The following is a 23,017-nucleotide window of genomic DNA, read 5'->3' as shown; positions in this document are numbered from 1 at the left end:
GACGTCGAAAACGGAGCCTAGGGCTCACGCTTCCTGGATGACGGAAGGGCGGCGGCGGGTCTTTGTTAATTCGCAAAGACCGCCGAGAATGCGAGCGCACTGGCCAAGGCCGGGAGCAGCACGGCTGCCGCCCACAGGATCAATGCGAGGCCGAGCGGCGAACCCTTGAAGCGCAGGCCGAGGAAACCGGAGACGACCAGACGCACTTTCGCCAGCGCAATCAGCCCGGCGGCCAGCGCCAGTGCGGGCCTTGCCGCAGCGCCCGACAGAAGCGTCGAGGTTGCGAAGACGCAGGCTGTCAGCATCAGCAGAAAGATCAGCGCCCGCGAGGGGGCATTCACCCTGTTTTGTACAGTCATAAGAGATAGACCACCGGGAACATGACCAGCCAGACGATGTCGATGACATGCCAGAGGGTCGTCACGAGATGGATATTCTGAGGCGATGGAAACCGGGCCATCAGCGCCAGGACCAGAGATCCGAACAGGACATGAACAAGGTGAAATCCTGTTATCAGGACGTAGAGCTGCCAGAAGCTGTCCTCGGCAAGCAGCGATGCGCCTTCCACCTGGTATTCGTAGAGTTTGAGGGCGACGAACAGAATCCCGCTGGCGGCCGAAGCAAACAGGGCTTGCCGTTGCTGCCGCAAATTGACGGACCGCGCGGCGAGCGCCGCACACCAGCCGCTCACCAGCAGGACCACTGTATTTGCGAGTGCAATTTCATGATGGAGCCTGGCCTTTCCGGCCGCAAATAATTCCGGCTGGAACCACGACGCGATGACGAAGCCCATCATCATTGCCGCAAAAGCCGCGAGTTCGCTCCACGCCAATATCCACACCATCAGGTCGTCGCTTTGGGCTGTGGACTGGCTGCGGAGCTCGGGGGAAATCATCGCTGTCATGGCTGTGACGATAGAGATGATTTCGCGCGCGCTCTTTGACCGATCGCAAAGAGTGGGCAGATCAGAAGACCTAGGTTTTGCCGAAAGGAGAACCCGATGACCGATGCCCAGATAGGACTGTCGATAGCAACGCCCGTGATCATCATATTCGCGATCGCCCTCTATCGGATGGGCGTCCTGCAGCGGACGGGCACGGTCTCCGCGGTTCTCGCGGCGGTTGCGATCGCCGCCAGCCTGTTCCTGCAGAGGTAATATGATGAAGCCGATCCCGACCGATTTCACAGAACTCGAACGCTGCTACGATCAACTGATGTCGTGGTGCGACGTGCTCCAGGCAATCGCCGATTTCCTGCCTTGCCACATCGACGAAGACATTTGCGACCGTATCTCAGACGGCCTGCTTCCGCTGCTGCAGACGACACACGAGCTCGAAGAGCGGCTGATCTCCTCCGGGCTCGGATTGATCATGGACGCCGCAGAAAAGGCCGGCGCGGAACAACGGCGGCGGGCAGGCCGCCTGATCGATCGTGGTGCCGCGCGAGACGTCGTCGTCACGCTGGAAACGCTGGGCGAGGGGCGCTGCCGGCTCTCCTGGGAAGCCGTCGGATACCAGCTGCGTTCGTTCTTCTGCTCGACGCGCGGTCATATCAGGTCCGAACGCGAGATCATGAGGTTAGTGCAGCGGGCGATGGAAACTGCCGCACGGTTACAAGAGGCGACCGATCAGACCGAAGCGGCCTGAGCAAAGGCGGATCACCGTCCCGACACGCCTCAGGGAAGCGCTTGCCGTTCCACGCGCCGCAACAGGCTTTTCAATTCCGGCTCGTTCACCAATGAGGCCGCTTCGAGAGGCGGCATCCAGGCGAGCTTGCGCTCCTTGTGTTCCGGGAAATGGGCCTTGGTGCGGCGAACCGTCATGACGTGCACCGTCACGAATGACGGCACCTGTTTTCCGTCCGGAAGCGTCTTGAGATAGGAGAAGCAGCCGAAAGCACGTTTCTTCGCCCGCCCCTTCACACCCGCCTCTTCCCAGGCCTCGCGCTCGACCACCTCATGCGGCGCGAGACCCTTGATCGGCCAGCCCTTGGGAATCGTCCACCTGCCGGTTTCGCGCGTCGTGATGAGCAGGACCTCAAAACCGCCGCCAGGCTCCTCCCGCAGGCAAAGCGCGCCGAATTGCTCCAGGGCCTTGCCGAGGAGAATCGTCTCGGCATGGCCGGCAAGCTGGGACAGGAGTGTCGGCGCCTTGTTCATCGATCAAGGATGTGTCGGCTGTTTATCTTGGCAAGTAGACGCCATGGTTGAATTCCGGAGTGACCGTCATTCCGACAGGCTGCCTTCGAGATGCACCGAATGGAAATCGTCGATCAGCACCTCGAGATCCGCCAGCCAGCTCTTCGGATCGCGCACCGGAAGGCCGCTCGTCTCCCACCCGCCCTGCGCCGCCCGGGCGAGTTCGAATTTCATCGGCTCGATTTCGGAGTCCGGCTTCTTCAGGCGAAGAACGACCTGTCGGGGATCGAGCGCGCCGAAATCGGGAGCCATGACCGCCACGTGGATCTTCCCGGTTCCGTTTGGCTCGGCTTCCAGCTCCAGTTGAGCCATTGCGCTGTCGGCATGCAGATGAACGGATGCTATCGGCGTAACATCGGCGGCATCCGCTTGCCCGGGGCCGGCAAACCGCCAGAGGCCGGCCGCGCCGATGATTGCGACGGCCAGGACAATTTCAAAGGCAATGCTTCGGCGCAGACGTCTTCTCGCAACCGCGTCTCCCGCCAAAGTCGCGCCGGTCAACCAGAAGCGGTTGTAGGCGGCCAGCATACAAAGAACGGCGACAAGCATGATCTTGACGACGAGAATCCGGCCGTAGAGCGACGACAGGATTTGCGCGAGCGCCGGAAGCTCCGCGACCGCCAGCACGGTTCCGGCAACGATCGTCGCGGCGAACGCAAGGGGAATGCTGCGCGAGAAGCTCTCCAGCGGACGCAGCTCCAGCGGCATTCGGCAGAGCCGCCAGAGCGGTGGAAGGCTTCCTATCCAGAACAGCAGCGTTGCGCTGTGGAGAAAAATGGCGGTCCTTCCTATCCAGCGCGGCTCTACGATACTGCAATGCCCGCTGAATGCGAAGGCGCCCGCGGCCAGCGCCAGGGCAACGGCGGCAAGGATGCGGCCGGCGATTTTGCGGTCGCCAAAGGGAAGCGTGGTGACCATGAGCGACAGAAAGAACAGGCCGGCGCAGATCGCCGCATTGCCTTGCAGTGCGATCTCGAACGGTTCGCCGCCGGCCAAGACAAGGCCACGTCCTGCTTCGTCCAGCCCCTGCAGGTAGAGGCCCGCCGCCAGCAAAGCGGCTCCCGGCAGCAGGACCGCTGCGACGCCTGCTGCCCGGCCGCGGCCCGCGCCCAGCCAGCGATCGAAGAGCGCGCCGCCGACGATGAATGCCATGAACAGAACCGTGGCGGTATGCACGAGCCAGATGGCGATCGGCAAAGAAGGGTCCGTCCGTTCGCCAAGGGCAACGGGCAATCCCGTGGAGGGCGCGCCGATATTGAACGCGAGGGCGCCGCCGACGGGATGGCCGTCCTCGGACTCGACGCGGTAGCTCACAATCACGGTGCCGCGGACATTGGAATTTGCAAATCGCAATCGAACGTCGGCACCCGAAGTCTCGGCGGCCAGCTCCTGGCTCGGGCCGCTGCCGTCGTTTGCTGTCGCCCGGATAAGCCGGACCGGTTCATTGAAATGCAGTTCGACTGCGGTCGGCGGCCGGTCCAGTGTCTCGTTGGCGGCCGGCGTCGAATTTTTCAAGGTGGCGTGGGCAAGCGCGCCTGTCGGCAGACACGTGCCCATAACTATGACAGCGGCAGCGCAAGCCGGCCTGGAGCAATTCCAGGAAAAGTGCGAAGCGGGTTTTCCCAGGCAAAGCGCGAAGCGCTTTTGCCGGGAATTGCGTAAATCCAAAAGGTTGGAGCGGTTCCGCGCTTCCATGAAAAGCTGAACCGCTCTAAGGAGCCGTGTCGCGAGGTTTCCCATTCTCAAGGGCCACATGATCGACGGCTCTCACCCGTTCACGAACGCGGTTGTTCGATCACGTCGAAATAGGGAGCAGGGGCGTCATAGTCGTCGGAAGACTTGCCTGCCGCAGGAATTTCAATCCAGCGTTCGACCGCACCTTCAGTGCATTCCTGGACGACAGGAACGTAAATGCGGGTTTTGGCCGGGATCTCCTTTGCGACCGTCGCACGGAAAACGAACTCGTCATATTCATCGTCGGCGAGGTTGCCGCCTGACCATGTGATCTCACTGACGCCTTCCTTCACAGGTTTGCCGTACAGATCGTAGCTCTGCTGATAGGCCGCATTCGCCTTCTCGACGGTCCAGCCGGGTTTCGGCATCGGCTTTGCCGATAGCAGACCCTCCGGGATCTTCACGCGGATCTTGACCGTTGCCTTGCCCTCGCACCCATGTCCGACGCGAAGCACTGCCTTGTACGCTTTGCCCGACAGCGCCTGGTTCTGCTCGAGGGTAATGTGAGCATCGGCCACCCCGGCCGCGCAGACAACTGCCGCGAAAGCAAGCATCATGGGCTTGAACATGATGGTTCTCCATCGTGCGGGATGGCGCGCGAGCGCTGCCATCCGCACCGGTCGCTGATCACTGGGTGATATGGACAAGATCGGCATCGAGCCGCTTGCGTACCATGTTCGGCACCTTTGCCGTCTTGATCGCGTCGAGATTGGCGGGGCTGTCGCCGACCTGGATCAAGGCAACCATGCCCATGCCGGCATGCGGCGTGCATTTTACGACGTAGGCACCGGGGACATCGAATTTCGCCTGATACTGTTCGTTCGGCTTGGATTTGAATTCGGCGACGCCGTCCGGAATGAGGCCCTTGAAGGTCTCGACGTTGTGGCTCTTGTCGGTGGGAATGAAGGTGATGGTGTCGCCGGGGGCGATCTTCAAGAAGCCGGGCTCGAACACCATTGCGCCGTCGGCGCCCTTGTTAAGCATCTGAACCTGGTGGTCGGCGGCCAGCAATGGCGCTGCCGAGGCAATCAAGGCTGCCGCTGCAGCGATCAGACCGAATTTCAAACGCATTTGCAATCTCCTGTTCTGCGAGGCTCGATCAGCCTCATGAACATGTTTTAAGAGATACCGGAACCGGGTTCTTTGACGCCCGTCAAATTCGCGAAAAAAGCCGGGAACCAGGTTTTGGCTGTTTGCCCGATGCCGTGCCAAGAATGCCATTGCCTTGCGCGGCCATGCGGCCTTGCGCCAGTTGCCGGGCCGGCGATCCAGTTTTTCAATGGCGATCGCAACTTGCCGGAACGCTCCGACGAAGCCGTCGGGCGACGCGGATGACGGGCAGGACCTTCGCTTGGCGAGCGTCAGTTCCAGACGGCTATTCGAGATGGCGCAGGCCTGAGATCACTTTGCGTCGAGAAGCTCGCGGATCTTCAACGCCAGCTCTTTGGCGGTATAGGGCTTGCGCAGCCACTGTGCGCCGGGAACGATGCCTTTGCCCGCAAGGCCCGGCTCGGAATATCCCGACGTGAACAGAACCGCGATGTCGGGGCGCAAAACGCGCACCTCCCGGGCGAGTTCGTCACCGGTGATTCCGCCCGGCATGACGATGTCGGTGAACAGGAGCGCAATGTCGTCGTTTTCCTGCAGGACTTCGAGTGCGCGGCGGCCGTTTTCGGCTTCACGCACCGTGTAGCCCATTGACGCGAGCCTGGCGACGGCCACGCGGCGGACGCGGGCGTCATCCTCGACGACCAGCACCGTTTCATCGCCGCACGGCAGCTGGCTCTCGCCGGCGCCCTGGTCCAGCGCCGGCTCGCGGGGCTTGGCGCCGGCGACGGCCGGCAGATATATCCGAACCGTCGTGCCGCGTCCCACCTCACTGTAAAGCTGGAGATGCCCGCCCGACTGTTTGACGAAACCATAGACCATGCTGAGCCCGAGACCCGTGCCCGAGCCGACTTCCTTCGTCGTGAAAAAAGGTTCGATCGCGCGCTTCCTGACCTCCTCGGTCATGCCCGTGCCGGTATCCGTCATGGTAATGAGGACGAAGTTGCCGCTGCGCACCTCCGGATACATTTTCGCATAATCGGCATCGAGGTGAACGCGCGAAATCGTTGTCGTCAGGCTGCCGCCCTTCGGCATGGCGTCCCTTGCGTTCAGGGCGATGTTCAGAATGGCGTTCTGAAGCTGTGAACTGTCGACGAGAACGTTGAGGCCCGACCCGTCAATGACGGTCGACAGCCTGATATCTTCGCCGAGCGTTCGCCGCAGCAGATCCGAAAAGCCGCTCAGGAGCTGACCGAGATCGGCATGCTTGGGGTTCAGCGGCTGCCGGCGGCCGAAGGCCAGCAGCTGGCCGGTCAAGATCGCTCCGTCCTGCGCGGCGGCCTGGGCCTCGTTGAGAATGTCACGAAGGCTGCCGGGCGGCAGCTTGTCCTCGATCATTTCGAGATTGCCGCTGATGACGGTCAGGAGATTGTTGAAGTCATGCGCGAGGCCGCCGGTCAGCTGCCCGATCGCCTCCATCTTCTGCGCCTGGCGCAGATCCTCCTCGATCTTGAAGCGGCTTGTCAGGTCCCGGACGAAACCGGTGAAAATCCGCTCGCCGTTGGCGGTCGCCTCGCCGACATGCAGCTCCATGGGGAATTGTGAGCCGTCGGCCCGCTGTCCGGTTACCACGCGCCCGTAGCCGATGATGCGCTTCTCGCCGGTTTCGATATAGTGGTCGATATAGCCGTCATGAGCCTCACGGTAGGGGGTCGGCATCAGGTTGCTGACGTTGCGGCCGCAAATCTGGTCCGCGGGCATTCCGAACAGCTTTTCGGCGGCCTTGCTGAACGACAGCACCGTTCCCTTATGGTCGATCACCACCATTGCATCGGGGACGGTATCGAGGATCGAGCTGAGATGCGCCTCACGCGACTTGACCGCCTCCTGAGCCTGCCTCAGGGCGCTGACATCGCTGTTTGTCTGGATCACGGTAAGCTCCCCGTCCGGCAGATTGACCAGCACGCAGCGGGATGCGACATGAATGTCGTGCCCGCCCTTATGGCGATGAATGATTTCGCCCTGCCAGAAGCCGCGGGATTTCAGCTGATCGCGGATATTTTCCGCCGGTTCGGAAAACTTCGTCGCCAGAAGTTCGTGGACCTTCTCGCCGACGGCCTCCTCTCTTGCCCAGCCATACATGTTCTCGCAGCCGATCGACCAGTGCGTGATCGTTCCGTCGAAACGATGGACCACGATATCCGCTCCGTCGAGCACGTGCACCATAGCGTCCAGCTCCTGCGGCGATGCGGTTCTCGGTGACACGAGGCGGTGAGGCATGACGGTCGATCCTGCGGCTTGTTGCATCAGTGCAGGTTGACCCTATGACAGGAATCGTCAGAAAAATCATCAGCGTCGCCGGACAACTGTTTCAGCCGGGCGAGATTGACGATCCTCAGGTCGTGCCTGCCCTCGGGAATGACGATGTTGCGCGACGCCAGTTTCGTGATCGTGCGAGACACGGTCTCGATGGTGAGGCCGAGATGATCCGCAATGTCCTGGCGGTTCATGGGAATGCGCACCAGACCTTGGCGCGGGTTGCGGCGGGATGCAAGTTTGACGATGAAGCTGCAGAGACGCTCCTCGGCATTCTTTTTCGACAACAGCACCATCTGCTCATGCGCGGCGGCCGCCTCCTGGCAAAGCAGGGAGATATAGGCCGGGCCGAGTGCGTCGGAGCGGGCGACTTCGTCATGAAAGCTCTTGCGCGACATGCGCCGGATCTTGCATTCGGTGACGGCCTCCGCCGTGAAAATGAAGTCATTTTGCAACGAGGCGCCGATGAGATCGCCGGCAAAATGAAAGGCGGTGATCACCCGGCGGCCTTCGCCGATGATGCGATGCAGGCGAACGACGCCTTCTTCCACCTGAAAGAGATGTTTCGCCTGGTCGCCCTCCCAGCAAATCGCCTTGCCGGCGGCGACGGGTTCCGCCGCCGAGCTCAGGAAAAGCGACGAAAGCGATTGGCCGGCATTAATGGCTTCGCCCGTTTTCTCGGCATTTTCGAACGCGTGGTTGTTCTGCATCAGCATCGTCATGTCCCTCGTGGCAGTGGGTGCAGTAGAAAGCCGCTGCGTCACACGCGAATGAGCGGACGGTGCCAAAGGGTGAAAGAGTGTAACAATGTGTAACAGCGGCGGCCCACTGCGGCTTGGAGTCTCCTTGTTGATGTAGATCAAGGAGCCGTCGCCGGCTTCGTGACAGTCCTGCCCCGAACTACGAGAAAAGCCGGCCGCGGGGCGGTCGTCTTTGCACCGGGGACGACATCATGAATTATACGATGGAAACAATGATGCTCGCGGTCGCGGCATTTCTAGCACTGCTGGGAGCCGCATTCGCGCACGATCATCTCTTTGCGGTCCATATGGGCATACTCAGCTTCTGCCTGGTTGCGGGAACCCTGCTCCTTGTCAGGAGGATCGACTTCGCACCGGCGGACCAACGGCGGAAGGTCGACCTGTCCGGCTATTTCGACGACGTGATCCGCTACGGCCTGATCGCCACCGTATTCTGGGGCGTGGTCGGCTTCCTGGTCGGCGTCATAATTGCGCTGCAGCTGGCCTTTCCCGATCTCAATATTGCGCCCTATCTCAATTTCGGCAGGCTGCGGCCGGTTCACACATCGGCGGTCATCTTCGCTTTCGGCGGCAATGCGCTGATCATGACGTCCTTTTACGTGGTGCAGCGGACCTGTCGCGCGCGCCTCTTCGGCGGCAGCCTCGCCTGGTTCGTCTTCTGGGGCTACCAGCTTTTCATCGTCATGGCGGCGACCGGTTACGTGCTCGGCATCAACCAGGCCCGTGAATATGCCGAGCCCGAATGGTATGTCGACCTCTGGCTGACCATCGTCTGGGTCGCCTATCTCGCCGTCTATCTCGGAACGATCCTGAAGCGCAAGGAACCGCATATCTATGTGGCGAACTGGTTCTATCTCGGCTTCATCGTCACCATTGCGATGCTGCACGTGGTCAACAATCTTGCGGTTCCGGCCTCGTTCCTGGGTTCCAAGAGCTATTCGCTCTTCTCCGGCGTTCAGGATGCGCTGACGCAATGGTGGTACGGCCATAACGCCGTCGGCTTCTTCCTCACCGCCGGCTTCCTCGGCATGATGTACTATTTCGTGCCGAAGCAGGCCAATCGACCCGTCTATTCCTACCGGCTGTCGATCATCCACTTCTGGGCTCTGATCTTCATGTATATCTGGGCAGGTCCGCACCACCTGCATTACACGGCGTTGCCCGACTGGGCGCAGACGCTCGGCATGGTGTTCTCGGTCATGCTCTGGATGCCCTCCTGGGGCGGCATGATCAACGGCCTGATGACCCTGTCGGGCGCCTGGGACAAGATCCGCACGGACCCGATCATCCGCATGATGATCGTCGCCATCGCCTTTTACGGCATGTCGACCTTCGAAGGCCCGATGATGTCGGTCAAAACAGTCAATTCGCTCAGCCACTATACCGAATGGACGATCGGCCACGTGCATTCCGGCGCGCTCGGCTGGGTCGGGATGATCACCTTCGGGGCGATCTATTACCTGACGCCGAAGCTGTGGGGGCGCGAGCGTCTCTATAGCCTGCGGATGGTCAACTGGCACTTCTGGCTCGCGACCCTCGGCATCGTGATCTACGCCGCGGTCCTCTGGGTTGCCGGCATCCAGCAGGGGCTGATGTGGCGCGAATACAATTCCCAGGGTTTCCTCGTCTATTCCTTCGCGGAAACGGTCGCGGCGATGATCCCCTACTACGTGCTGCGCGCGGTCGGCGGAGCGCTTTACCTGGCGGGCGGCCTGGTCATGGCCTGGAACGTGTTCATGACGATCCGCGGCCACCTGCGCGACGAAGCTGCAATCCCGACCACTTTCGTGCCCCAGGCACAGCCTGCCGAATGAGGTGAGACATGGCATCGATACTTGATAAACATAAGATCCTCGAGAAGAACGCGACGCTTCTTCTGGTCGGCTCGCTGCTCGTCGTCAGCATCGGCGGCATCGTCGAAATCGCACCGCTGTTCTACTTGCAGAACACGATCGAGAAAGTGGAAGGCATGCGGCCTTACACGCCGCTGGAGCTCGCCGGACGGAACATCTACATCCGTGAAGGCTGCTATCTCTGCCACAGCCAGATGATCAGGCCGTTCCGCGATGAAGTCGAACGTTACGGCCATTACTCGCTGGCCGCGGAATCGATGTACGACCATCCGTTCCAGTGGGGCTCCAAGCGAACCGGGCCGGATCTGGCCCGCGTCGGCGGACGCTACTCGAACGAATGGCACGTCCAGCATCTCGCAAATCCGCGCGCCGTCGTGCCGGAATCCATCATGCCGAGCTACGCCTTCCTCAAGGAGCAGGAGGTGACGGTCAAGGATGTCGGAATGGACCTCAAGGCCAACGAGGACGTGGGCGTGCCTTACAGCGACGACATGCTGGCGAATGCCGAGGCCGACATGAGGGCTCAGGCCGATCCGAATGCCGACACGACGGCGCTGCTTCAGCGCTATCCGAAGGCGAAGATCGGCGATTTCGACGGCGACCCGGCCAGGCTGACCGAAATGGACGCCCTGGTGTCCTACCTGCAAATGCTCGGAACACTGGTCGATTTCTCGACCTATGACGACGCGACCGGCTACCGGTGAGGGATCCATGGAAACCTATACTGCAATGAGACACTTCGCCGACAGCTGGGGCCTCCTGGCGATGGCGGCATTCTTCGTCGGCGCGGTCGTGTTCACCCTTCGCCCAGGCAGCAAGCAGACGGCGAAAGAAGCCGCCGATATTCCCTTGAAGGACGATTGAGATGTCGGAAAACCATATCGATGAATTGAGCGGCGTCGAAACGACCGGACATGAATGGGACGGCATCCGCGAACTCAACAATCCGATGCCGCGCTGGTGGGTCTGGACGTTCTACGTGACGATCCTGTGGGCGATCGGCTATGCCATCGCCTATCCGGCCATCCCGATGATCACATCCGCCACGAAAGGCTATTTCGGCTACTCGACGCGCGCCGAGCTGCAGCAGGACCTCGATCTCGCCAAGGCATCCCAGACGAAGTTCCATGATCTGATCGCCGCCAAGACCGTGCAGGAAATCGACGCGGATCCGGCTTTGCGTGAATTCGCCATTGCCGGCGGCGCGTCCGCTTTCAAGGTCAACTGCGCGCCCTGTCACGGCTCGGGCGCGAGTGGCGGCCCAGGGTTCCCGAATCTCAACGACGATGACTGGCTGTGGGGCGGGGACCTCGATGCGATTCAGACCACGATCGCTCATGGGATCCGCTTCGACGGCGATACGGAGACCCATGCTTCCGAGATGCCGCCCTTTACCGACGTTCTGCAACCCATCCAGATGAAGCAGGTCGCCGCCTACGTCTGGGGGCTGACCAATACGCCGCCCGATCCCGCGCTCGCGGAGGCGGGAAAACAGGTCTTCCTCGACAATTGCGCCGCATGTCACGGCGAGGACGCCAAGGGCAAGGCCGAAATGGGCGCGCCGGATCTCGCCGATGCGATCTGGCTCAAGGCGCGCGGCGAAGACGCCATCCTTCGCCAGGTGGCCTCTCCCAAGCATGGCGTCATGCCGGCCTGGGCGGGACGTCTCGGCGATACGACAGTCAAGGAGCTGACCATCTTCGTCCATTCGCTCGGCGGCGGCACGTAAGGAGAAAGCCATGACAGCCCACGACCACAATCCGATCCTCGGTCTCTACGGCACGCCGCGTGCTGTTATCCGATCGCGTGTCTCGGCGCGCGCCCAACCGATGCCTGCATCTTCGGAGCAGGACGACCCGGCAAAGATCGGCAATTCGATCGTGAGTTTGACCAGCCTCAAAGATCACAAGCAGACGAGCCGATAGTATCGGCGCCTGTCGAGGACGTCCCAGCGGCGTTTCTCCCCCGCTGTCCTCCGGCCACGCCCTTACCCCGGGCGTGGCCTTTTCGCTTCCGGAAAGGTCATTCTTGATCTGCATCAAGGAACGGATGCGCCGCGGATGGGACAAGAGCGGGTGAAAACCGGACAGGTCCCATGAATCTCTATACCGCCCCCGATCCAAATGACATTGAGCGCGTCAGCGTCGAGCCGGTCAATGCCCGGCGCAACCGCCAGCCTCTCTATGCGCCGCGCAAGAAGATTTTTCCGAAGCGCGCCGAGGGGCGATTCCGCCGGTTCAAATGGTTCGTGATGCTGATCACGCTCGGCATCTACTACCTCGCGCCGTGGATCCGTTGGGATCGTGGTCCCTATGCGCCCGACCAGGCCATCCTCGTCGACCTCTCCTCGCGGCGTTTCTTCTTTTTCTTCATCGAGATCTGGCCGCAGGAATTTTATTATGTGGCGGGCCTGCTGGTCATGGCGGGGTTCGGTCTGTTTCTCGTCACCGCCGCGGTCGGCCGCGCCTGGTGCGGCTACGCCTGTCCGCAGACCGTCTGGGTCGATCTTTTTCTCGTCGTCGAACGCGCCATCGAAGGCGACCGCAACGCGCGGATGAAACTCGACGCCGGTCCCTTCACCTTCGACAAAATCAGGAAGCGGGTGACCAAGCATGCCATCTGGCTGCTGATCGGCGTCGCCACCGGCGGAGCATGGATCTTCTATTTTGCCGACGCGCCGAGCCTGGCGGCGTCGCTGTTTGGCGGAAGCGCTCCTGCCGCCGCCTATGCCACGATTGCCATCCTGACCGCCACGACCTATGTGCTCGGCGGCCTGATGCGCGAGCAGGTGTGCACCTATATGTGTCCATGGCCGCGCATCCAGGGCGCCATGCTCGACGAGAATTCGCTTGTCGTCACCTACAACGACTGGCGGGGCGAGCAGCGGTCGCGCCACGCCAAGAAGGCCCAGGCCCAGGGTCTGCCGGTCGGCGATTGTGTCGATTGCAATGCCTGCGTCGCGGTCTGCCCGATGGGGATCGACATTCGAGACGGCCAGCAGATGGAGTGCATCACCTGCGCGCTCTGCATCGACGCCTGTGACGGCGTCATGGACAAGCTCGGAAAACCGCGCGGCCTGATCGCCTATGCGACGCTCAGCGAATATTCGAGCAACATGTCGCTTGCGACGGACGGAGGGCAAACAGCCATCCGCCCCTCCAATGTGCGAAACGACGACGGCAGCTTCATCCCGGCGGTCCGGCATTTCGACTGGCGCATCATCTTCCGTCCGAGGATCGTCTTCTATGCCGTCGTCTGGGCATCGATCGGCCTCGCCATGGTCGTCCATCTGGCCTTCCGCGAACGGCTCGAGCTCAACGTCGTCCACGACCGCAACCCCCAATATGTTCTGGAAAGCGACGGTTCCATCCGCAACGGCTACACGCTTCGCGTCCTCAACATGGTGCCGAAGCCGCGGGACGTCACCATCACCCTGGTCGGGCTGGAGGGAGGCACGATGCGCATTCCCGAGTTCGGCCGGCAGGATGGCCGCAGCTTTACCGTCCATGCCGAACCCGACGCGGCGACGACGCTTAAGGTCTTCGTCACGCGCAAGCCCGACGGAGCCGCCATCAATGAATTCCTCTTCGTCATCGAGGATACCGACCATGCCGACCGGGCGACCTATCGCGCCGCGTTCAATGCACTGGGAGACGTGAAATGAAGGCTTCCAGAGGTTTTACCGGCTGGCACATGCTGCTTGCCACCTCCGCATTCTTCGCCGTGGTGATCGCCGTCAACGTCACCATGGCCGTCTATGCCTCGTCCAGCTGGAGCGGCCTGGTCGTGGAAAATACCTATGTGGCCAGCCAGGAATTCAACGGCAAGGCGGCAGCGATGAAGGCGATGGCCGCCTCCGGCATCGAAGGCGCGCTCTCCCTCAAGGACAGCGAGATCCGCTACGACATCCACGAACAGGGGGGTGCGCCTGCGATCATCGACGATGTCACGCTGAATTTCAAACGGCCCGTCGGCGATCATGAGGATTTCAGCCTGGCGCTTCGCAAGACGGGCGAAGGGCGATTCGAAGCCGATCACGAAGTCGCCGGCGGCGACTGGATCGTCGAAGCCATATCGAGACGGAACGGCGTGGTCATCATGCATGAGGCCAAGCGCTTCGATACCGCGGAGTTCGGCCAATGACCTGCTGCTCAATGGATACGGAAAGCGTGCTCGCCCTCAGCGCGACATCCGCCAGCGCCGAAGAAGTCCGGCTTGCCAGCCACCCGCTCGGGGCCGGATTACACCAGCTCGACCTCAGCGTACCCGACATCCACTGCGGCGGCTGCATAGTCACCATCGAAAAGGCGCTGTCGGCGCTTCCTTTCGTCAGGAGAGCCCGGGTCAATCTCACTGCCCGCAGGGTGAGCTGCGTCTACCAGGAGGAAATCGAGACGCGGCCGACCGATCCGTCGGCAATTCTCACCGCCATCAACGCGGTCGGATACCGCGCGCATCTCTTCACGCCCACGGCACCTGAAAACGACAGGACCAGGAACCAGCTGCTGCTGGCGATCGGCGTTTCGGGTTTTGCAGCGGCCAACATCATGCTGCTCTCGGTGTCGGTCTGGTCGGGCGCCGATGCGGCGACGCGTGACATGTTTCACTGGATCTCGGCGATGATCGCAGCCCCTGCGCTGGTCTATGCCGGGCGCTTCTTCTTCAAATCGGCCTGGAACGCGCTGAAGCGCGGGCGCACCAACATGGATGTTCCGATCTCGCTTGCGGTGACGCTCTCCTATGCCGTCTCCCTGTGGGAGACCGTGCATCACGGCGAACATGCATGGTTCGACGCCTCGGTTTCGCTGCTGTTCTTCCTGCTGATCGGCAGAACCCTCGATCACGTGATGCGCGAAAAGGCACGCGCGGCGATCAACGGGCTGGCAAGACTGGCCCCGCGCGGGGCGCTGCTGATGATGCCGGACGGATCGCGCCGCTACGTTCCGGTGGAAGAGATCACGGTGGGTGATGACATCGCGATCGCGGCGGGCGAGCGCATCCCCGTCGACGGCACGATCGTCAGCGGCGAGAGCGACGTGGACCTCTCCATCGTCACCGGTGAAAGCAGTCCGGTGGCCGTCGCGAAAGGCAGCGCGGTGAATTCGGGTGCGATGAACTTGACCGGCTCGCTCATCCTGCGGGCGACGAAAGTGGCGAGGGATTCCCTCCTATCGGAAATCATCAGCCTTATGGAAGCCGCCGAAGGCGGCAGGGCCCGCTATCGCCGGATCGCCGATCGGGCCGCAGCGCTCTATTCCCCGGCCGTGCACCTGTTGGCGCTGGTCTCCTTTCTCGCCTGGGGATTTTTCGGCGGCGACTGGAAACAGGCGATGCTGGTGGCGGTCGCGGTGCTGATCATTACATGCCCGTGCGCGCTCGGCCTTGCCGTTCCCGTGGTCCAGGTGGTCGCGGCGGGTGAGCTTTTCCGCAAAGGCATCATGGTCAAGGACGGTTCGGCGCTCGAAAGACTGGCCGAGGCGGATATCGTCGCCTTCGACAAGACCGGAACGCTGACAATGGGGCGGCCCCGCCTCGTCGGGGTCGAAGCGACCGAGGCAAGCAACACTGCCATCGCCTGCGCATTAGCCGCGCATTCACGGCATCCTCTTTCTCAGGCGCTGCTGCGGGACATGGAGCAGGCTTCGTCATTCTCGTTCGACAGGGTCACGGAAATCCCCGGCGGCGGGCTGGAGGCCAGCAACGGATCGGATGTCTATCGGCTGGGCAACCGGGCCTTTGCCTGCGGAACCGGCCTTACGCCCGGCGCGGGCGACGGTCCGTTTTCGGAAGTGGTCCTGTCGAAGAACGGCGCCGATCTGGCATGTTTCCTCTTTGACGACACGCTTCGCCCGGGCGCTGCCGAGGCCGTCCGCGATCTCACTGCCGCCGGCCTTGAAACGCTGATCGTATCGGGCGACAGGCAAACTGTCGTCGACAACACGGCGCAGGCTCTCCGCATTCAGAAGGCTCTGGGCGTTCTGGCGCCGAAGCAGAAGGTCGAGGAATGCCAGAGGCTGAGCGGCGAGGGCCGCCGCGTGCTCATGGTCGGCGACGGGATCAACGACGCTCCGGCGCTTGCCGCCGCGCATGTCTCGATGGCGCCCGCCACGGCATCCGACATCGGCAGGCAGGCCGCCGACCTCGTCTTTTTCAACGAACGGCTCGATGCCGTCCCGCAAGCGATCGCCGTCGCGCGAAGATCCGCAAGCCTCATCCGGCAGAACTTTGTTCTGGCCATCGGTTACAACGTGCTGGCGGTCCCGATCGCGATTGCCGGCCTGGCGACGCCGCTGATCGCAGCGGTGGCCATGTCGACATCATCGATCATCGTCGTAACCAATGCGCTGCGGTTGAATGCCTTCGGCAAACATTCCCCCATCCGGACCAAAGCGCGAGCCGGCGGGGAGGTGAAAACCGCATGAACATGCTGATCTATCTGATCCCGATCGCGCTGCTGATGGGGGGGATAGGCCTCCTGGCATTCCTCTGGTCGCTGAAGAGCGGCCAGTATGACGACCTTGAAGGCGCCGCCTGGCGAATTCTCGTCGACGACGAAACCGACCGCGAAAAATCTTGAGCCGCATACAGATCAAGACGAGAGGAAGATCGATGCTTGCGAAAAATCCCGTACTTTTGCGGTCTGACCTGTTCGACGGCCTCGACGAGGCGACGGTAGAGGAGCTCGCCGCTGCGGCTCAGTTTCAAACCTTCGCGCCGGATGAGCGGATCATCGCCGAAGGCCAGCCGGCGTCATTCGTCTATTGCGTGATGAGCGGGTTCGTCCGACTTTCCAAATCCGAATCCGCCGGACGCGAGGCGGATATCTGCATCTGCGAGCCCGGCGAAACCTTCGGCGAATATCTTCTGTCGGGCGGCGGCGCCTACGCCTACAGTGCGTGGTCCGCCGACGGGGCGGAGGTGGCCTTGTTCGAACTTCCGGACTTGCGGGCGCTCGCCGAGCGGTACCCCATCATTCATCGCAACGTCATGCGGATCATGACCCGGCATCTGCTCGGCGCGATGGATTGCATAGCAGGAGACCGGCTGCACACGGCCGCGCAGCGTGTCGCGAACTACCTCGTAAGCCGATGCCCGGCCTCGGCCTCGCAGGCCACGTTTCGCCTGCCTTACCGGAAGAGAATTCTGGCCGGCAAACTGGGGCTTGCCCCCGAAGCCCTGTCCCGAGCGTTCGCCGCGCTCGTTCCCGCAGGTGTCGAAGTCAGAGGCAAGATCGTGCTGGTCGACAGTGTCGACCTGTTGCGGAAGGCGTGCTGACATCGGGAACAAGCCGGAAAGCACGCCGTAATTTGACCGGCGTCAATGTGGCCAGCACTCGTTCCACTAAGGTCAGGGCAAAAGGCACCTCGACGTCATGCTTATCTGGATTGTTTTCGCGGTCATCGCGACTGCCGTCATCGCTTTCCTTCTTCATCCGCTTGCTTCGGGCCTTGCCCGGATCGACAGTGGCGCGGCTGATGCATGCCAGGTCTACCGGGGCCAGCTTGTCGAGCTCGACAGGGACATGGAGACGAACCAACTCCCTCGCAACGAGTACGAATATGCCCGTGCCGAAATCGCGCGGCGGCTTTTGAAGGCAAGCGAGCAGCAGCGTGAAGAGCGCCGGAGACCGCCGCATACCCATCGATGGCTGAAGCCGGCCATCGTCTTCTTTCTGCCGCTCGCAAGCATCGGCCTTTATGGCCGGCTGGGTTCGCCCGACGTGCCGTCGCAGCCGCTGCAGGCGCGGCTGGAAGATCCCGGCCGGAATATCGCAATGCTCATTGCCAGGACGGAACGCCATCTCGCAAGCCAGCCCGATGACGGGCGGGGATGGAACGTCATCGCTCCGGTCTATCTCAGGACCGGCCGGATCGCCGAGGCACAGTTGGCTTATCGGAATGCGCTGCGGATCCTCGGCCCCGACGTCGATCGCCTGGGCGGCCTTGCCGAGGCCCTGATGATCGAAGCGGAAGGTTCGGTGAACGCGGACACGCTCGACATCCTGCGGCAGATACTTCGGCTCGAACCGAAAAACCCGCGCGCGCTGTTCTACATCGCTGTCGGCATGGAGCAGGCGGGGCGGACCACCGAGGCGCTGGCAGATTTCGAAGCGCTGGCGAAATTGTCGCCTGCCGGCGCGGCGTGGTTGCCGCTCGTCAACCAACATATTTCCGCCAATGGCGGCGTTCCGCTGACCGCTTCGGGGCAGAAGCCTGACATGACAGCTGCAGGAGGTTCGAGATGACGCGCAAGCAGAAGCGCCTTGCGGTGATTGCTGGCGGGATGAGTTTCATCCTTGCGGCGGTGTTGTTGGTGATGTTCGCCTTCAGCCAGTCGGTGGCCTATTTCTACATGCCGGCCGATCTGGCAAAGACGCCGGTGGCGCCGGAGACCCGCATCCGGCTCGGCGGCCTGGTCGGGGCCGGCAGCGTCGTGCGCGGCGCCGGTTCGACGGTGGAGTTTTCCGTCACCGACGGCAGCGCCAATGCGGTGAAGGTTCAATATACCGGCATCCTGCCCGATCTGTTCCGCGAAGGGCAGGGCGTCGTCACCGAAGGCATGTTTGCCGCGGGCAGCAACGTCTTTACTGCCGACACCGTGCTGGCCAAGCATGACGAGACCTATATGCCGAAGGAGGTGGCCGACAAGCTGAAGGCGCAGGGCCTGTGGCAGGATGGCCAAGGGCAGGGCCAGAGCCAACAAAATCCGGGCCAAGGGCAGGAGGCGAAAGCGACGCCATGATCATCGAGATCGGCCATTACGCTTTGGTGCTGGCGCTGGCGACGGCGCTGATCGTCTCGATCGTGCCTGTCATCGGCGCCCGCCGCCATGACCGGGCGATGATGGATGTGGCGAGCGTCGGTTCGCTTGTCATGTTTGCGCTCGTCGCCTTCGCCTTCGCCGTTTTGACCTATGCCCATGTCGTCTCCGACTTCTCGGTCGAGAACGTCTGGGAGAATTCGCATTCGCTGGTGCCGCTGATCTACAAATATTCCGGCGTCTGGGGCAATCACGAGGGCTCGATGATGCTCTGGCTGCTGATCCTGGCGCTGTTCAGCGCCCTGGTCGCGATCTTCGGCGCCAACCTGCCGGAGACGCTGAAGGCCAATGTGCTTGCCGTCCAGGCCTGGATCTCGCTCGCCTTCACCCTGTTCATTCTCTTGACCTCCAATCCCTTCCTGCGGCTCGATCCGGCCCCGGCCGAAGGCCGCGACCTCAATCCGGTGCTGCAGGATATCGGGCTCGCCATCCACCCCCCGCTGCTCTATCTCGGTTATGTCGGCTTTTCCGTCTGCTTCTCCTTTGCCGTGGCGGCTCTCCTCGAAGGCAGGATCGACGCCGCCTGGGCCCGCTGGGTGAGACCCTGGACGCTGGCTGCCTGGACCTGCCTGACGCTCGGCATCGCCATGGGCTCCTACTGGGCCTATTACGAGCTCGGCTGGGGCGGCTGGTGGTTCTGGGATCCGGTGGAGAACGCCTCGTTCATGCCGTGGCTGGCCGGCACCGCGCTGCTGCATTCGGCCCTCGTCATGGAAAAGCGCGAGGCGCTGAAGATCTGGACGGTGCTGCTCGCCATCCTGACCTTCTCGCTGTCGCTGATGGGGACCTTCCTGGTGCGCTCCGGCGTGCTGACCTCGGTGCATGCCTTTGCCAGCGATCCCACCCGCGGCGTCTTCATCCTCTCGATCCTCTTGATCTTCATCGGCGGGGCGCTGTCGCTGTTTGCCCTGCGGGCGCCGAAGCTTGCGGCCGGCGGGCTGTTTGCGCCGATCTCGCGCGAGGGCGCGCTCGTCCTCAACAATCTGATCCTGACGGTCGCCTGCGGCACGGTGCTGACCGGCACGCTCTATCCGCTGCTTCTGGAGACGATCACCGGTGACAAGATCTCGGTCGGGCCGCCCTTCTTCAACCTGACCTTCGGCCTGCTGATGGCGCCGCTGCTCGTCATCGTGCCGTTCGGGCCGCTGCTGGCCTGGAAGCGCGGCGATCTGCTCGGCGCCCTGCAGCGGCTCTACCTTGTCGCGGCTCTCGCCTTCGCCACCGCTCTGGTCTTCTTCTATCTCCAACATGGCGGGCCGGTGCTCTCCGTGCTCGGGCTGGCGGCCGGGCTGTTCCTGATCCTCGGCGCCATTGCCGATCTCTGGTATCGGGCCGGCATCGGCAAGCTGGCGGGCTCTGTCGCCTGGCGCCGCCTGTCGGGCCTGCCGCGCTCGGCTTTCGGCACGGCGCTTGCCCATGCCGGGCTCGGCGTCAGTGTGCTCGGCATCGTCGCCGTCACCACCTTCCAGAGCGAACATGTCGTCGAGATGAAGCCGGGTCAGACGGTCGAAGCCGGCGGCTACAGCCTTGCGTTCGACGGCATGCGGGCGGGCAGGGGGCCGAACTACACCGAGGAGCGCGGCCACTTCACCATCCGGCGCGCCGGTGTCACCATTGCCGACACCTGGTCGGCCAAGCGGCTCTATACCGCCCGGCAGATGCCGACGACGGAGGCGGGCATCCTGATATTCGGCCTCAGCCAGCTCTATGTCTCGCTCGGCGACGCCACCAAGGACGGCGGCATCGTCGTGCGCATCTGGTGGAAGCCGTTCATCCTCTGCATCTGGGGCGGCGCCCTGATCATGGCCGCCGGCGGCTGCGTCTCGCTCTCCGACCGGCGCCTGCGCGTCGGCGCCCCGCGCCGGAAGGCGAAGGCAAAACCGGCCGCGCCTGTGATGGAGGCGGCGGAATGATGCGGCAAATCCCCGCCCGCGCCCGGAGCGAATGTGACGGCGATCATGAACAGTTTGATGAAGATCAAAGCGGTATGACCGCCCGCTCTCTAGCATATCTCTAGAATAATAATGATCGGTGAGGCAGAGACCATGCAAGCAAGGGATATAATGACCACGAATGCGGTTTCGATCAGCCCGGTGGTCAGCGTGCGCCATGCGGTCGCGACGATGCTGCAAAATCACGTCAGCGGCCTTCCCGTCGTTGACGACCACGGCCGCGTCTGCGGCATGATCACGGAAGGCGATCTGCTTTTACGCCGGGAGGTCCGCTTTTCTCCCCGTCCGGCGCGGGCGCCGGAGCTGATTTCCGAGATCGACCTCGAGCGTTACATCGGCAGCAACGGATGGTGTGTGGCGGACATCATGTCCCAGGACGTCATCGTCGCCCGGCCGGACAGCGAAATCTCCGATATCGCAGAAAGCTTGCAGGTGCACCGCATCAAACGGCTACCGATCGTCGAAGATGAACGTCTGGTCGGGATCGTGAGCCGACGGGATATCCTGCGTGTCATTGCCGAGGCGCCGACGACCGTATTGCCGCGGGGAGACGAGGCCATCAGGCTGGCGGTGCGAACCCGGCTGAGATCGGACCTCGGTCTCACGCCGCAAAAGGTCCAGGTATCCGTCCGGAACGGGCAGGTGACGGTCGACGGTCAGGTGGAATCCGAACTCAAGCGCAGGGCGATCAAGGTTCTCATCGAGGGCCTTGGCGGGATCGCCGGCTATAAGGATTGCCTGCTCGTATCGCCTGTTCAAACCCAGGATTGAAAGCTCGCTTGCTTTGGCGCGCCGTCATCGCGCCAAATGACGAGGAGGCTTGCTCGATCTGTCAAGATCGAGCAAGCCATCTGTCAACTTCCCTGCTTGACACGGAAACTCCCGACTCGCCCTAGGATTTTAGCCCAACCGCCGGACTTCCTCTTTGATGAAAGTCAATCGCGCCGAGATCGACGAAAGCACGCGACTTGCGCCGAACTTGACGGAGATCAAATACCGACCGGCTGCCCCGATGTATCGGTTGACCGTGCAAAAGGGAGCATATGATGGATTTCGAAGCATTTTTCAAAAACGAGCTGGACGGGCTTCATGCCGAGGGCCGCTACCGCGTTTTTGCCGATCTCGAACGTCACCGCGGCAACTTCCCGCGGGCGACGCGCCATACGGCCGATGGCGAGAAGGAGGTCACGGTCTGGTGCTCCAACGACTATCTCGGCATGGGCCAGAACCCGAAAGTGATCGAGGCGATGAAGACCGCCATCGACCACTGTGGCGCGGGTGCGGGAGGCACCCGGAATATTTCTGGCACCAACCATTACCACGTCCTGCTCGAGCGTGAGCTTGCCGATCTGCACGGCAAGGAATCGGCATTGATCTTCACCTCAGGCTATGTCTCCAACTGGGCCGCACTCGGCACGCTCGGCGCCAAAATCCCGGGCCTGATCATCTTCTCCGATGCGCTCAACCATGCCTCGATGATCGAGGGCATCCGACATGCCAAATGCGACAAGGTGATCTGGAAACACAATGACGTCGCCGATCTCCAAGCCAAGCTTGCCGCCGCCGATCCGAAGGCGCCGAAGCTGATCGCCTTCGAGAGCGTCTATTCGATGGACGGCGACATCGCCCCGATCAAGGAGATCTGCGACCTGGCCGACCAATACGGCGCGATGACCTATCTCGATGAGGTGCATGCGGTTGGCATGTACGGCCCGCGCGGCGGCGGCATTGCCGAGCGCGAGGGGCTGATGGAGCGGCTGACGGTCATCGAGGGCACGCTCGGCAAGGCCTTCGGCGTGATGGGCGGCTATATCGCCGCGTCGACGGCGCTGTGCGACTTCATCCGATCGTTTGCCTCCGGCTTCATCTTCACCACGGCGCTGCCGCCCGCATTGGCAGCCGGCGCCGTCGCCTCGATCCAGCATCTGAAGGTCAGCCAGTTCGAGCGCGCCCGCCATCAGGACCGGGTGCGCAAATTGCGCTCGCTGCTCGATCAGCGCGGCATTCCGCATATGCACAATCCCAGCCATATCGTGCCGGTGATGGTCGGCGATGCAGCCAAGTGCAAGTGGATCTCCGACCTCTTGCTCGACAATTGCGGTGTCTATGTCCAGCCGATCAACTATCCCACCGTGCCGAAGAAGACCGAGCGACTGCGCATCACCCCGACACCGCTGCATTCCGACGCCGATATCGCCCATCTCGTCGAAGCCCTGCATTCGCTCTGGTCGCGTTGCGCGCTGGCCCGGATGGTAGCCTGACACACGGGAAGATGCCCAATATTGACCGCGATCAAGGATTTAGCTCGCCGCTCGCGGGACAAGGCGCGAAGCAAGC

25 protein-coding genes are annotated in these 23,017 nt (G+C 62.3%); 17 read left to right on the top strand and 8 right to left on the bottom strand.

Annotated features, from left to right (window positions below; genetic code table 11):
* Positions 1–65 precede the first annotated feature (65 nt).
* Entirely contained in the window at positions 66–359 is a 294-nt protein-coding gene (locus AMK00_RS21875) for a hypothetical protein (RefSeq protein WP_064811872.1), read from the bottom strand.
* Positions 356–904: a cytochrome c oxidase subunit 3 gene (locus AMK00_RS21870; RefSeq protein WP_064811871.1), complete on the bottom strand. Its 549-nt coding sequence runs from the start codon at positions 902–904 to the stop codon at positions 356–358. The genes AMK00_RS21875 and AMK00_RS21870 overlap by 4 nt, the downstream gene beginning before the upstream one ends.
* 96 nt (positions 905–1,000) lie before the next feature.
* Here AMK00_RS21870 and AMK00_RS32675 point away from each other — a divergent pair, with 96 nt between their 5' ends.
* Together AMK00_RS32675 and AMK00_RS21865 are read left to right on the top strand one after the other, a co-directional pair.
* Positions 1,001–1,156, top strand: coding sequence for a hypothetical protein (locus AMK00_RS32675; RefSeq protein ID WP_167377210.1), 156 nt, complete (start codon positions 1,001–1,003; stop codon positions 1,154–1,156).
* 1 nt (position 1,157) lies between these two features.
* A complete protein-coding gene (locus AMK00_RS21865; RefSeq protein ID WP_064811870.1) occupies positions 1,158–1,646 on the top strand; it encodes a hypothetical protein in 489 nt (162 codons plus the stop codon).
* Between the two features lie 29 nt (positions 1,647–1,675).
* Here the strand turns inward: AMK00_RS21865 and AMK00_RS21860 are convergent, their stop codons facing one another.
* From AMK00_RS21860 to AMK00_RS21835, 6 genes are all read right to left on the bottom strand, one after another.
* Positions 1,676–2,158 carry an NUDIX hydrolase gene (locus AMK00_RS21860; RefSeq protein WP_064811869.1) on the bottom strand — a complete coding sequence of 161 codons (483 nt, stop codon included), beginning with the start codon at positions 2,156–2,158 and terminating at the stop codon, positions 1,676–1,678.
* A 66-nt stretch (positions 2,159–2,224) separates the two neighbouring features.
* Complete coding sequence (locus AMK00_RS21855; protein ID WP_237350491.1) at positions 2,225–3,754, bottom strand: copper resistance CopC/CopD family protein; 1,530 nt, start codon at positions 3,752–3,754, stop codon at positions 2,225–2,227.
* Between the two features lie 218 nt (positions 3,755–3,972).
* The gene (locus tag AMK00_RS21850) at positions 3,973–4,500 is read right to left on the bottom strand and encodes a YcnI family protein (RefSeq protein WP_064811868.1); all 528 of its coding nucleotides are present in this window, start codon (positions 4,498–4,500) and stop codon (positions 3,973–3,975) included.
* Positions 4,501–4,558: 58 nt separating this feature from the next.
* Positions 4,559–5,002: a pseudoazurin gene (locus tag AMK00_RS21845; protein ID WP_064806892.1), complete on the bottom strand. Its 444-nt coding sequence runs from the start codon at positions 5,000–5,002 to the stop codon at positions 4,559–4,561.
* 330 nt (positions 5,003–5,332) lie between these two features.
* A complete protein-coding gene (locus AMK00_RS21840; protein WP_064811867.1) occupies positions 5,333–7,258 on the bottom strand; it encodes a hybrid sensor histidine kinase/response regulator in 1,926 nt (641 codons plus the stop codon).
* 26 nt (positions 7,259–7,284) lie between these two features.
* The gene (locus tag AMK00_RS21835; protein ID WP_064811946.1) at positions 7,285–8,010 is read right to left on the bottom strand and encodes a Crp/Fnr family transcriptional regulator; all 726 of its coding nucleotides are present in this window, start codon (positions 8,008–8,010) and stop codon (positions 7,285–7,287) included.
* 236 nt (positions 8,011–8,246) lie between these two features.
* Between AMK00_RS21835 and ccoN the strand changes: the two genes are divergently transcribed.
* The 15 genes from ccoN (at position 8,247) to hemA (ending at position 22,941) form a co-directional block, all read left to right on the top strand.
* Positions 8,247–9,869 carry a cytochrome-c oxidase, cbb3-type subunit I gene (gene ccoN / locus AMK00_RS21830; RefSeq protein ID WP_064811866.1) on the top strand — a complete coding sequence of 541 codons (1,623 nt, stop codon included), beginning with the start codon at positions 8,247–8,249 and terminating at the stop codon, positions 9,867–9,869.
* An 8-nt stretch (positions 9,870–9,877) separates the two neighbouring features.
* On the top strand, positions 9,878–10,612 hold the full coding sequence (ccoO, locus tag AMK00_RS21825; RefSeq protein WP_064811865.1) for a cytochrome-c oxidase, cbb3-type subunit II: 735 nt from the start codon (positions 9,878–9,880) through the stop codon (positions 10,610–10,612).
* 7 nt (positions 10,613–10,619) lie between these two features.
* On the top strand, positions 10,620–10,772 hold the full coding sequence (locus AMK00_RS21820) for a CcoQ/FixQ family Cbb3-type cytochrome c oxidase assembly chaperone (protein ID WP_003568501.1): 153 nt from the start codon (positions 10,620–10,622) through the stop codon (positions 10,770–10,772).
* Between the two features lies 1 nt (position 10,773).
* Positions 10,774–11,637, top strand: coding sequence for a cytochrome-c oxidase, cbb3-type subunit III (gene ccoP, locus AMK00_RS21815; RefSeq protein WP_064811864.1), 864 nt, complete (start codon positions 10,774–10,776; stop codon positions 11,635–11,637).
* Positions 11,638–11,647: 10 nt separating this feature from the next.
* Complete coding sequence (locus AMK00_RS21810) at positions 11,648–11,833, top strand: hypothetical protein (protein ID WP_016737114.1); 186 nt, start codon at positions 11,648–11,650, stop codon at positions 11,831–11,833.
* 170 nt (positions 11,834–12,003) lie between these two features.
* Positions 12,004–13,572: a cytochrome c oxidase accessory protein CcoG gene (gene ccoG, locus AMK00_RS21805; protein WP_064811863.1), complete on the top strand. Its 1,569-nt coding sequence runs from the start codon at positions 12,004–12,006 to the stop codon at positions 13,570–13,572.
* Entirely contained in the window at positions 13,569–14,051 is a 483-nt protein-coding gene (locus tag AMK00_RS21800; RefSeq protein ID WP_064811862.1) for a FixH family protein, read from the top strand. Before ccoG ends, AMK00_RS21800 begins: the two co-directional genes overlap by 4 nt.
* Entirely contained in the window at positions 14,048–16,330 is a 2,283-nt protein-coding gene (locus tag AMK00_RS21795) for a cation-translocating P-type ATPase (RefSeq protein WP_064811861.1), read from the top strand. The genes AMK00_RS21800 and AMK00_RS21795 overlap by 4 nt, the downstream gene beginning before the upstream one ends.
* Positions 16,327–16,485, top strand: coding sequence for a cbb3-type cytochrome oxidase assembly protein CcoS (gene ccoS / locus AMK00_RS21790; RefSeq protein WP_064806876.1), 159 nt, complete (start codon positions 16,327–16,329; stop codon positions 16,483–16,485). Before AMK00_RS21795 ends, ccoS begins: the two co-directional genes overlap by 4 nt.
* 32 nt (positions 16,486–16,517) lie before the next feature.
* On the top strand, positions 16,518–17,183 hold the full coding sequence (locus tag AMK00_RS21785) for a Crp/Fnr family transcriptional regulator (protein WP_064806874.1): 666 nt from the start codon (positions 16,518–16,520) through the stop codon (positions 17,181–17,183).
* Between the two features lie 97 nt (positions 17,184–17,280).
* Positions 17,281–18,153, top strand: a complete 873-nt coding sequence (ccmI, locus tag AMK00_RS21780; RefSeq protein WP_064811860.1) for a c-type cytochrome biogenesis protein CcmI — start codon at positions 17,281–17,283, stop codon at positions 18,151–18,153.
* On the top strand, positions 18,150–18,650 hold the full coding sequence (gene ccmE / locus AMK00_RS21775; RefSeq protein WP_064811859.1) for a cytochrome c maturation protein CcmE: 501 nt from the start codon (positions 18,150–18,152) through the stop codon (positions 18,648–18,650). The genes ccmI and ccmE overlap by 4 nt, the downstream gene beginning before the upstream one ends.
* Complete coding sequence (locus AMK00_RS21770) at positions 18,647–20,641, top strand: heme lyase CcmF/NrfE family subunit (protein WP_064811858.1); 1,995 nt, start codon at positions 18,647–18,649, stop codon at positions 20,639–20,641. The genes ccmE and AMK00_RS21770 overlap by 4 nt, the downstream gene beginning before the upstream one ends.
* 132 nt (positions 20,642–20,773) lie before the next feature.
* Positions 20,774–21,451, top strand: a complete 678-nt coding sequence (locus AMK00_RS21765; protein ID WP_064806868.1) for a CBS domain-containing protein — start codon at positions 20,774–20,776, stop codon at positions 21,449–21,451.
* A gap of 275 nt (positions 21,452–21,726) precedes the next feature.
* Positions 21,727–22,941 (top strand): 5-aminolevulinate synthase, encoded by a 1,215-nt coding sequence (gene hemA, locus AMK00_RS21760; protein WP_064811857.1) that lies wholly within the window; start codon positions 21,727–21,729, stop codon positions 22,939–22,941.
* Positions 22,942–23,017 lie beyond the last annotated feature (76 nt).

It is taken from the genome of Rhizobium sp. N621 (genome assembly GCF_001664325.1).
Taxonomy (GTDB): Bacteria; Pseudomonadota; Alphaproteobacteria; order Rhizobiales; family Rhizobiaceae; genus Rhizobium; species Rhizobium esperanzae.
The sequence above is the reverse complement of the archived record's forward strand: the minus strand, read 5'-3'. Positions and strand labels throughout refer to the sequence as shown.

Coding starts and splice junctions, on each gene's coding strand:
- ccoG (WP_064811863.1), top strand. CDS start 12,004: ATGAATCTCTATACCGCCCCCGATCCAAATGACATTGAGCGCGTCAGC.
- hemA (WP_064811857.1), top strand. CDS start 21,727: ATGGATTTCGAAGCATTTTTCAAAAACGAGCTGGACGGGCTTCATGCC.
- AMK00_RS21785 (WP_064806874.1), top strand. CDS start 16,518: ATGCTTGCGAAAAATCCCGTACTTTTGCGGTCTGACCTGTTCGACGGC.
- AMK00_RS21845 (WP_064806892.1), bottom strand. CDS start 5,002: ATGCGTTTGAAATTCGGTCTGATCGCTGCAGCGGCAGCCTTGATTGCC.
- AMK00_RS21855 (WP_237350491.1), bottom strand. CDS start 3,754: ATGGGCACGTGTCTGCCGACAGGCGCGCTTGCCCACGCCACCTTGAAA.
- AMK00_RS21800 (WP_064811862.1), top strand. CDS start 13,569: ATGAAGGCTTCCAGAGGTTTTACCGGCTGGCACATGCTGCTTGCCACC.
- AMK00_RS21860 (WP_064811869.1), bottom strand. CDS start 2,158: ATGAACAAGGCGCCGACACTCCTGTCCCAGCTTGCCGGCCATGCCGAG.
- ccoN (WP_064811866.1), top strand. CDS start 8,247: ATGAATTATACGATGGAAACAATGATGCTCGCGGTCGCGGCATTTCTA.
- AMK00_RS21850 (WP_064811868.1), bottom strand. CDS start 4,500: ATGTTCAAGCCCATGATGCTTGCTTTCGCGGCAGTTGTCTGCGCGGCC.
- AMK00_RS21865 (WP_064811870.1), top strand. CDS start 1,158: ATGATGAAGCCGATCCCGACCGATTTCACAGAACTCGAACGCTGCTAC.
- AMK00_RS21820 (WP_003568501.1), top strand. CDS start 10,620: ATGGAAACCTATACTGCAATGAGACACTTCGCCGACAGCTGGGGCCTC.
- ccoO (WP_064811865.1), top strand. CDS start 9,878: ATGGCATCGATACTTGATAAACATAAGATCCTCGAGAAGAACGCGACG.
- ccmE (WP_064811859.1), top strand. CDS start 18,150: ATGACGCGCAAGCAGAAGCGCCTTGCGGTGATTGCTGGCGGGATGAGT.
- AMK00_RS21875 (WP_064811872.1), bottom strand. CDS start 359: ATGACTGTACAAAACAGGGTGAATGCCCCCTCGCGGGCGCTGATCTTT.
- ccmI (WP_064811860.1), top strand. CDS start 17,281: ATGCTTATCTGGATTGTTTTCGCGGTCATCGCGACTGCCGTCATCGCT.
- AMK00_RS21795 (WP_064811861.1), top strand. CDS start 14,048: ATGACCTGCTGCTCAATGGATACGGAAAGCGTGCTCGCCCTCAGCGCG.
- AMK00_RS21840 (WP_064811867.1), bottom strand. CDS start 7,258: ATGCCTCACCGCCTCGTGTCACCGAGAACCGCATCGCCGCAGGAGCTG.
- AMK00_RS21765 (WP_064806868.1), top strand. CDS start 20,774: ATGCAAGCAAGGGATATAATGACCACGAATGCGGTTTCGATCAGCCCG.
- AMK00_RS21835 (WP_064811946.1), bottom strand. CDS start 8,010: ATGCTGATGCAGAACAACCACGCGTTCGAAAATGCCGAGAAAACGGGC.
- AMK00_RS21870 (WP_064811871.1), bottom strand. CDS start 904: ATGACAGCGATGATTTCCCCCGAGCTCCGCAGCCAGTCCACAGCCCAA.
- AMK00_RS32675 (WP_167377210.1), top strand. CDS start 1,001: ATGACCGATGCCCAGATAGGACTGTCGATAGCAACGCCCGTGATCATC.
- ccoP (WP_064811864.1), top strand. CDS start 10,774: ATGTCGGAAAACCATATCGATGAATTGAGCGGCGTCGAAACGACCGGA.
- ccoS (WP_064806876.1), top strand. CDS start 16,327: ATGAACATGCTGATCTATCTGATCCCGATCGCGCTGCTGATGGGGGGG.
- AMK00_RS21810 (WP_016737114.1), top strand. CDS start 11,648: ATGACAGCCCACGACCACAATCCGATCCTCGGTCTCTACGGCACGCCG.
- AMK00_RS21770 (WP_064811858.1), top strand. CDS start 18,647: ATGATCATCGAGATCGGCCATTACGCTTTGGTGCTGGCGCTGGCGACG.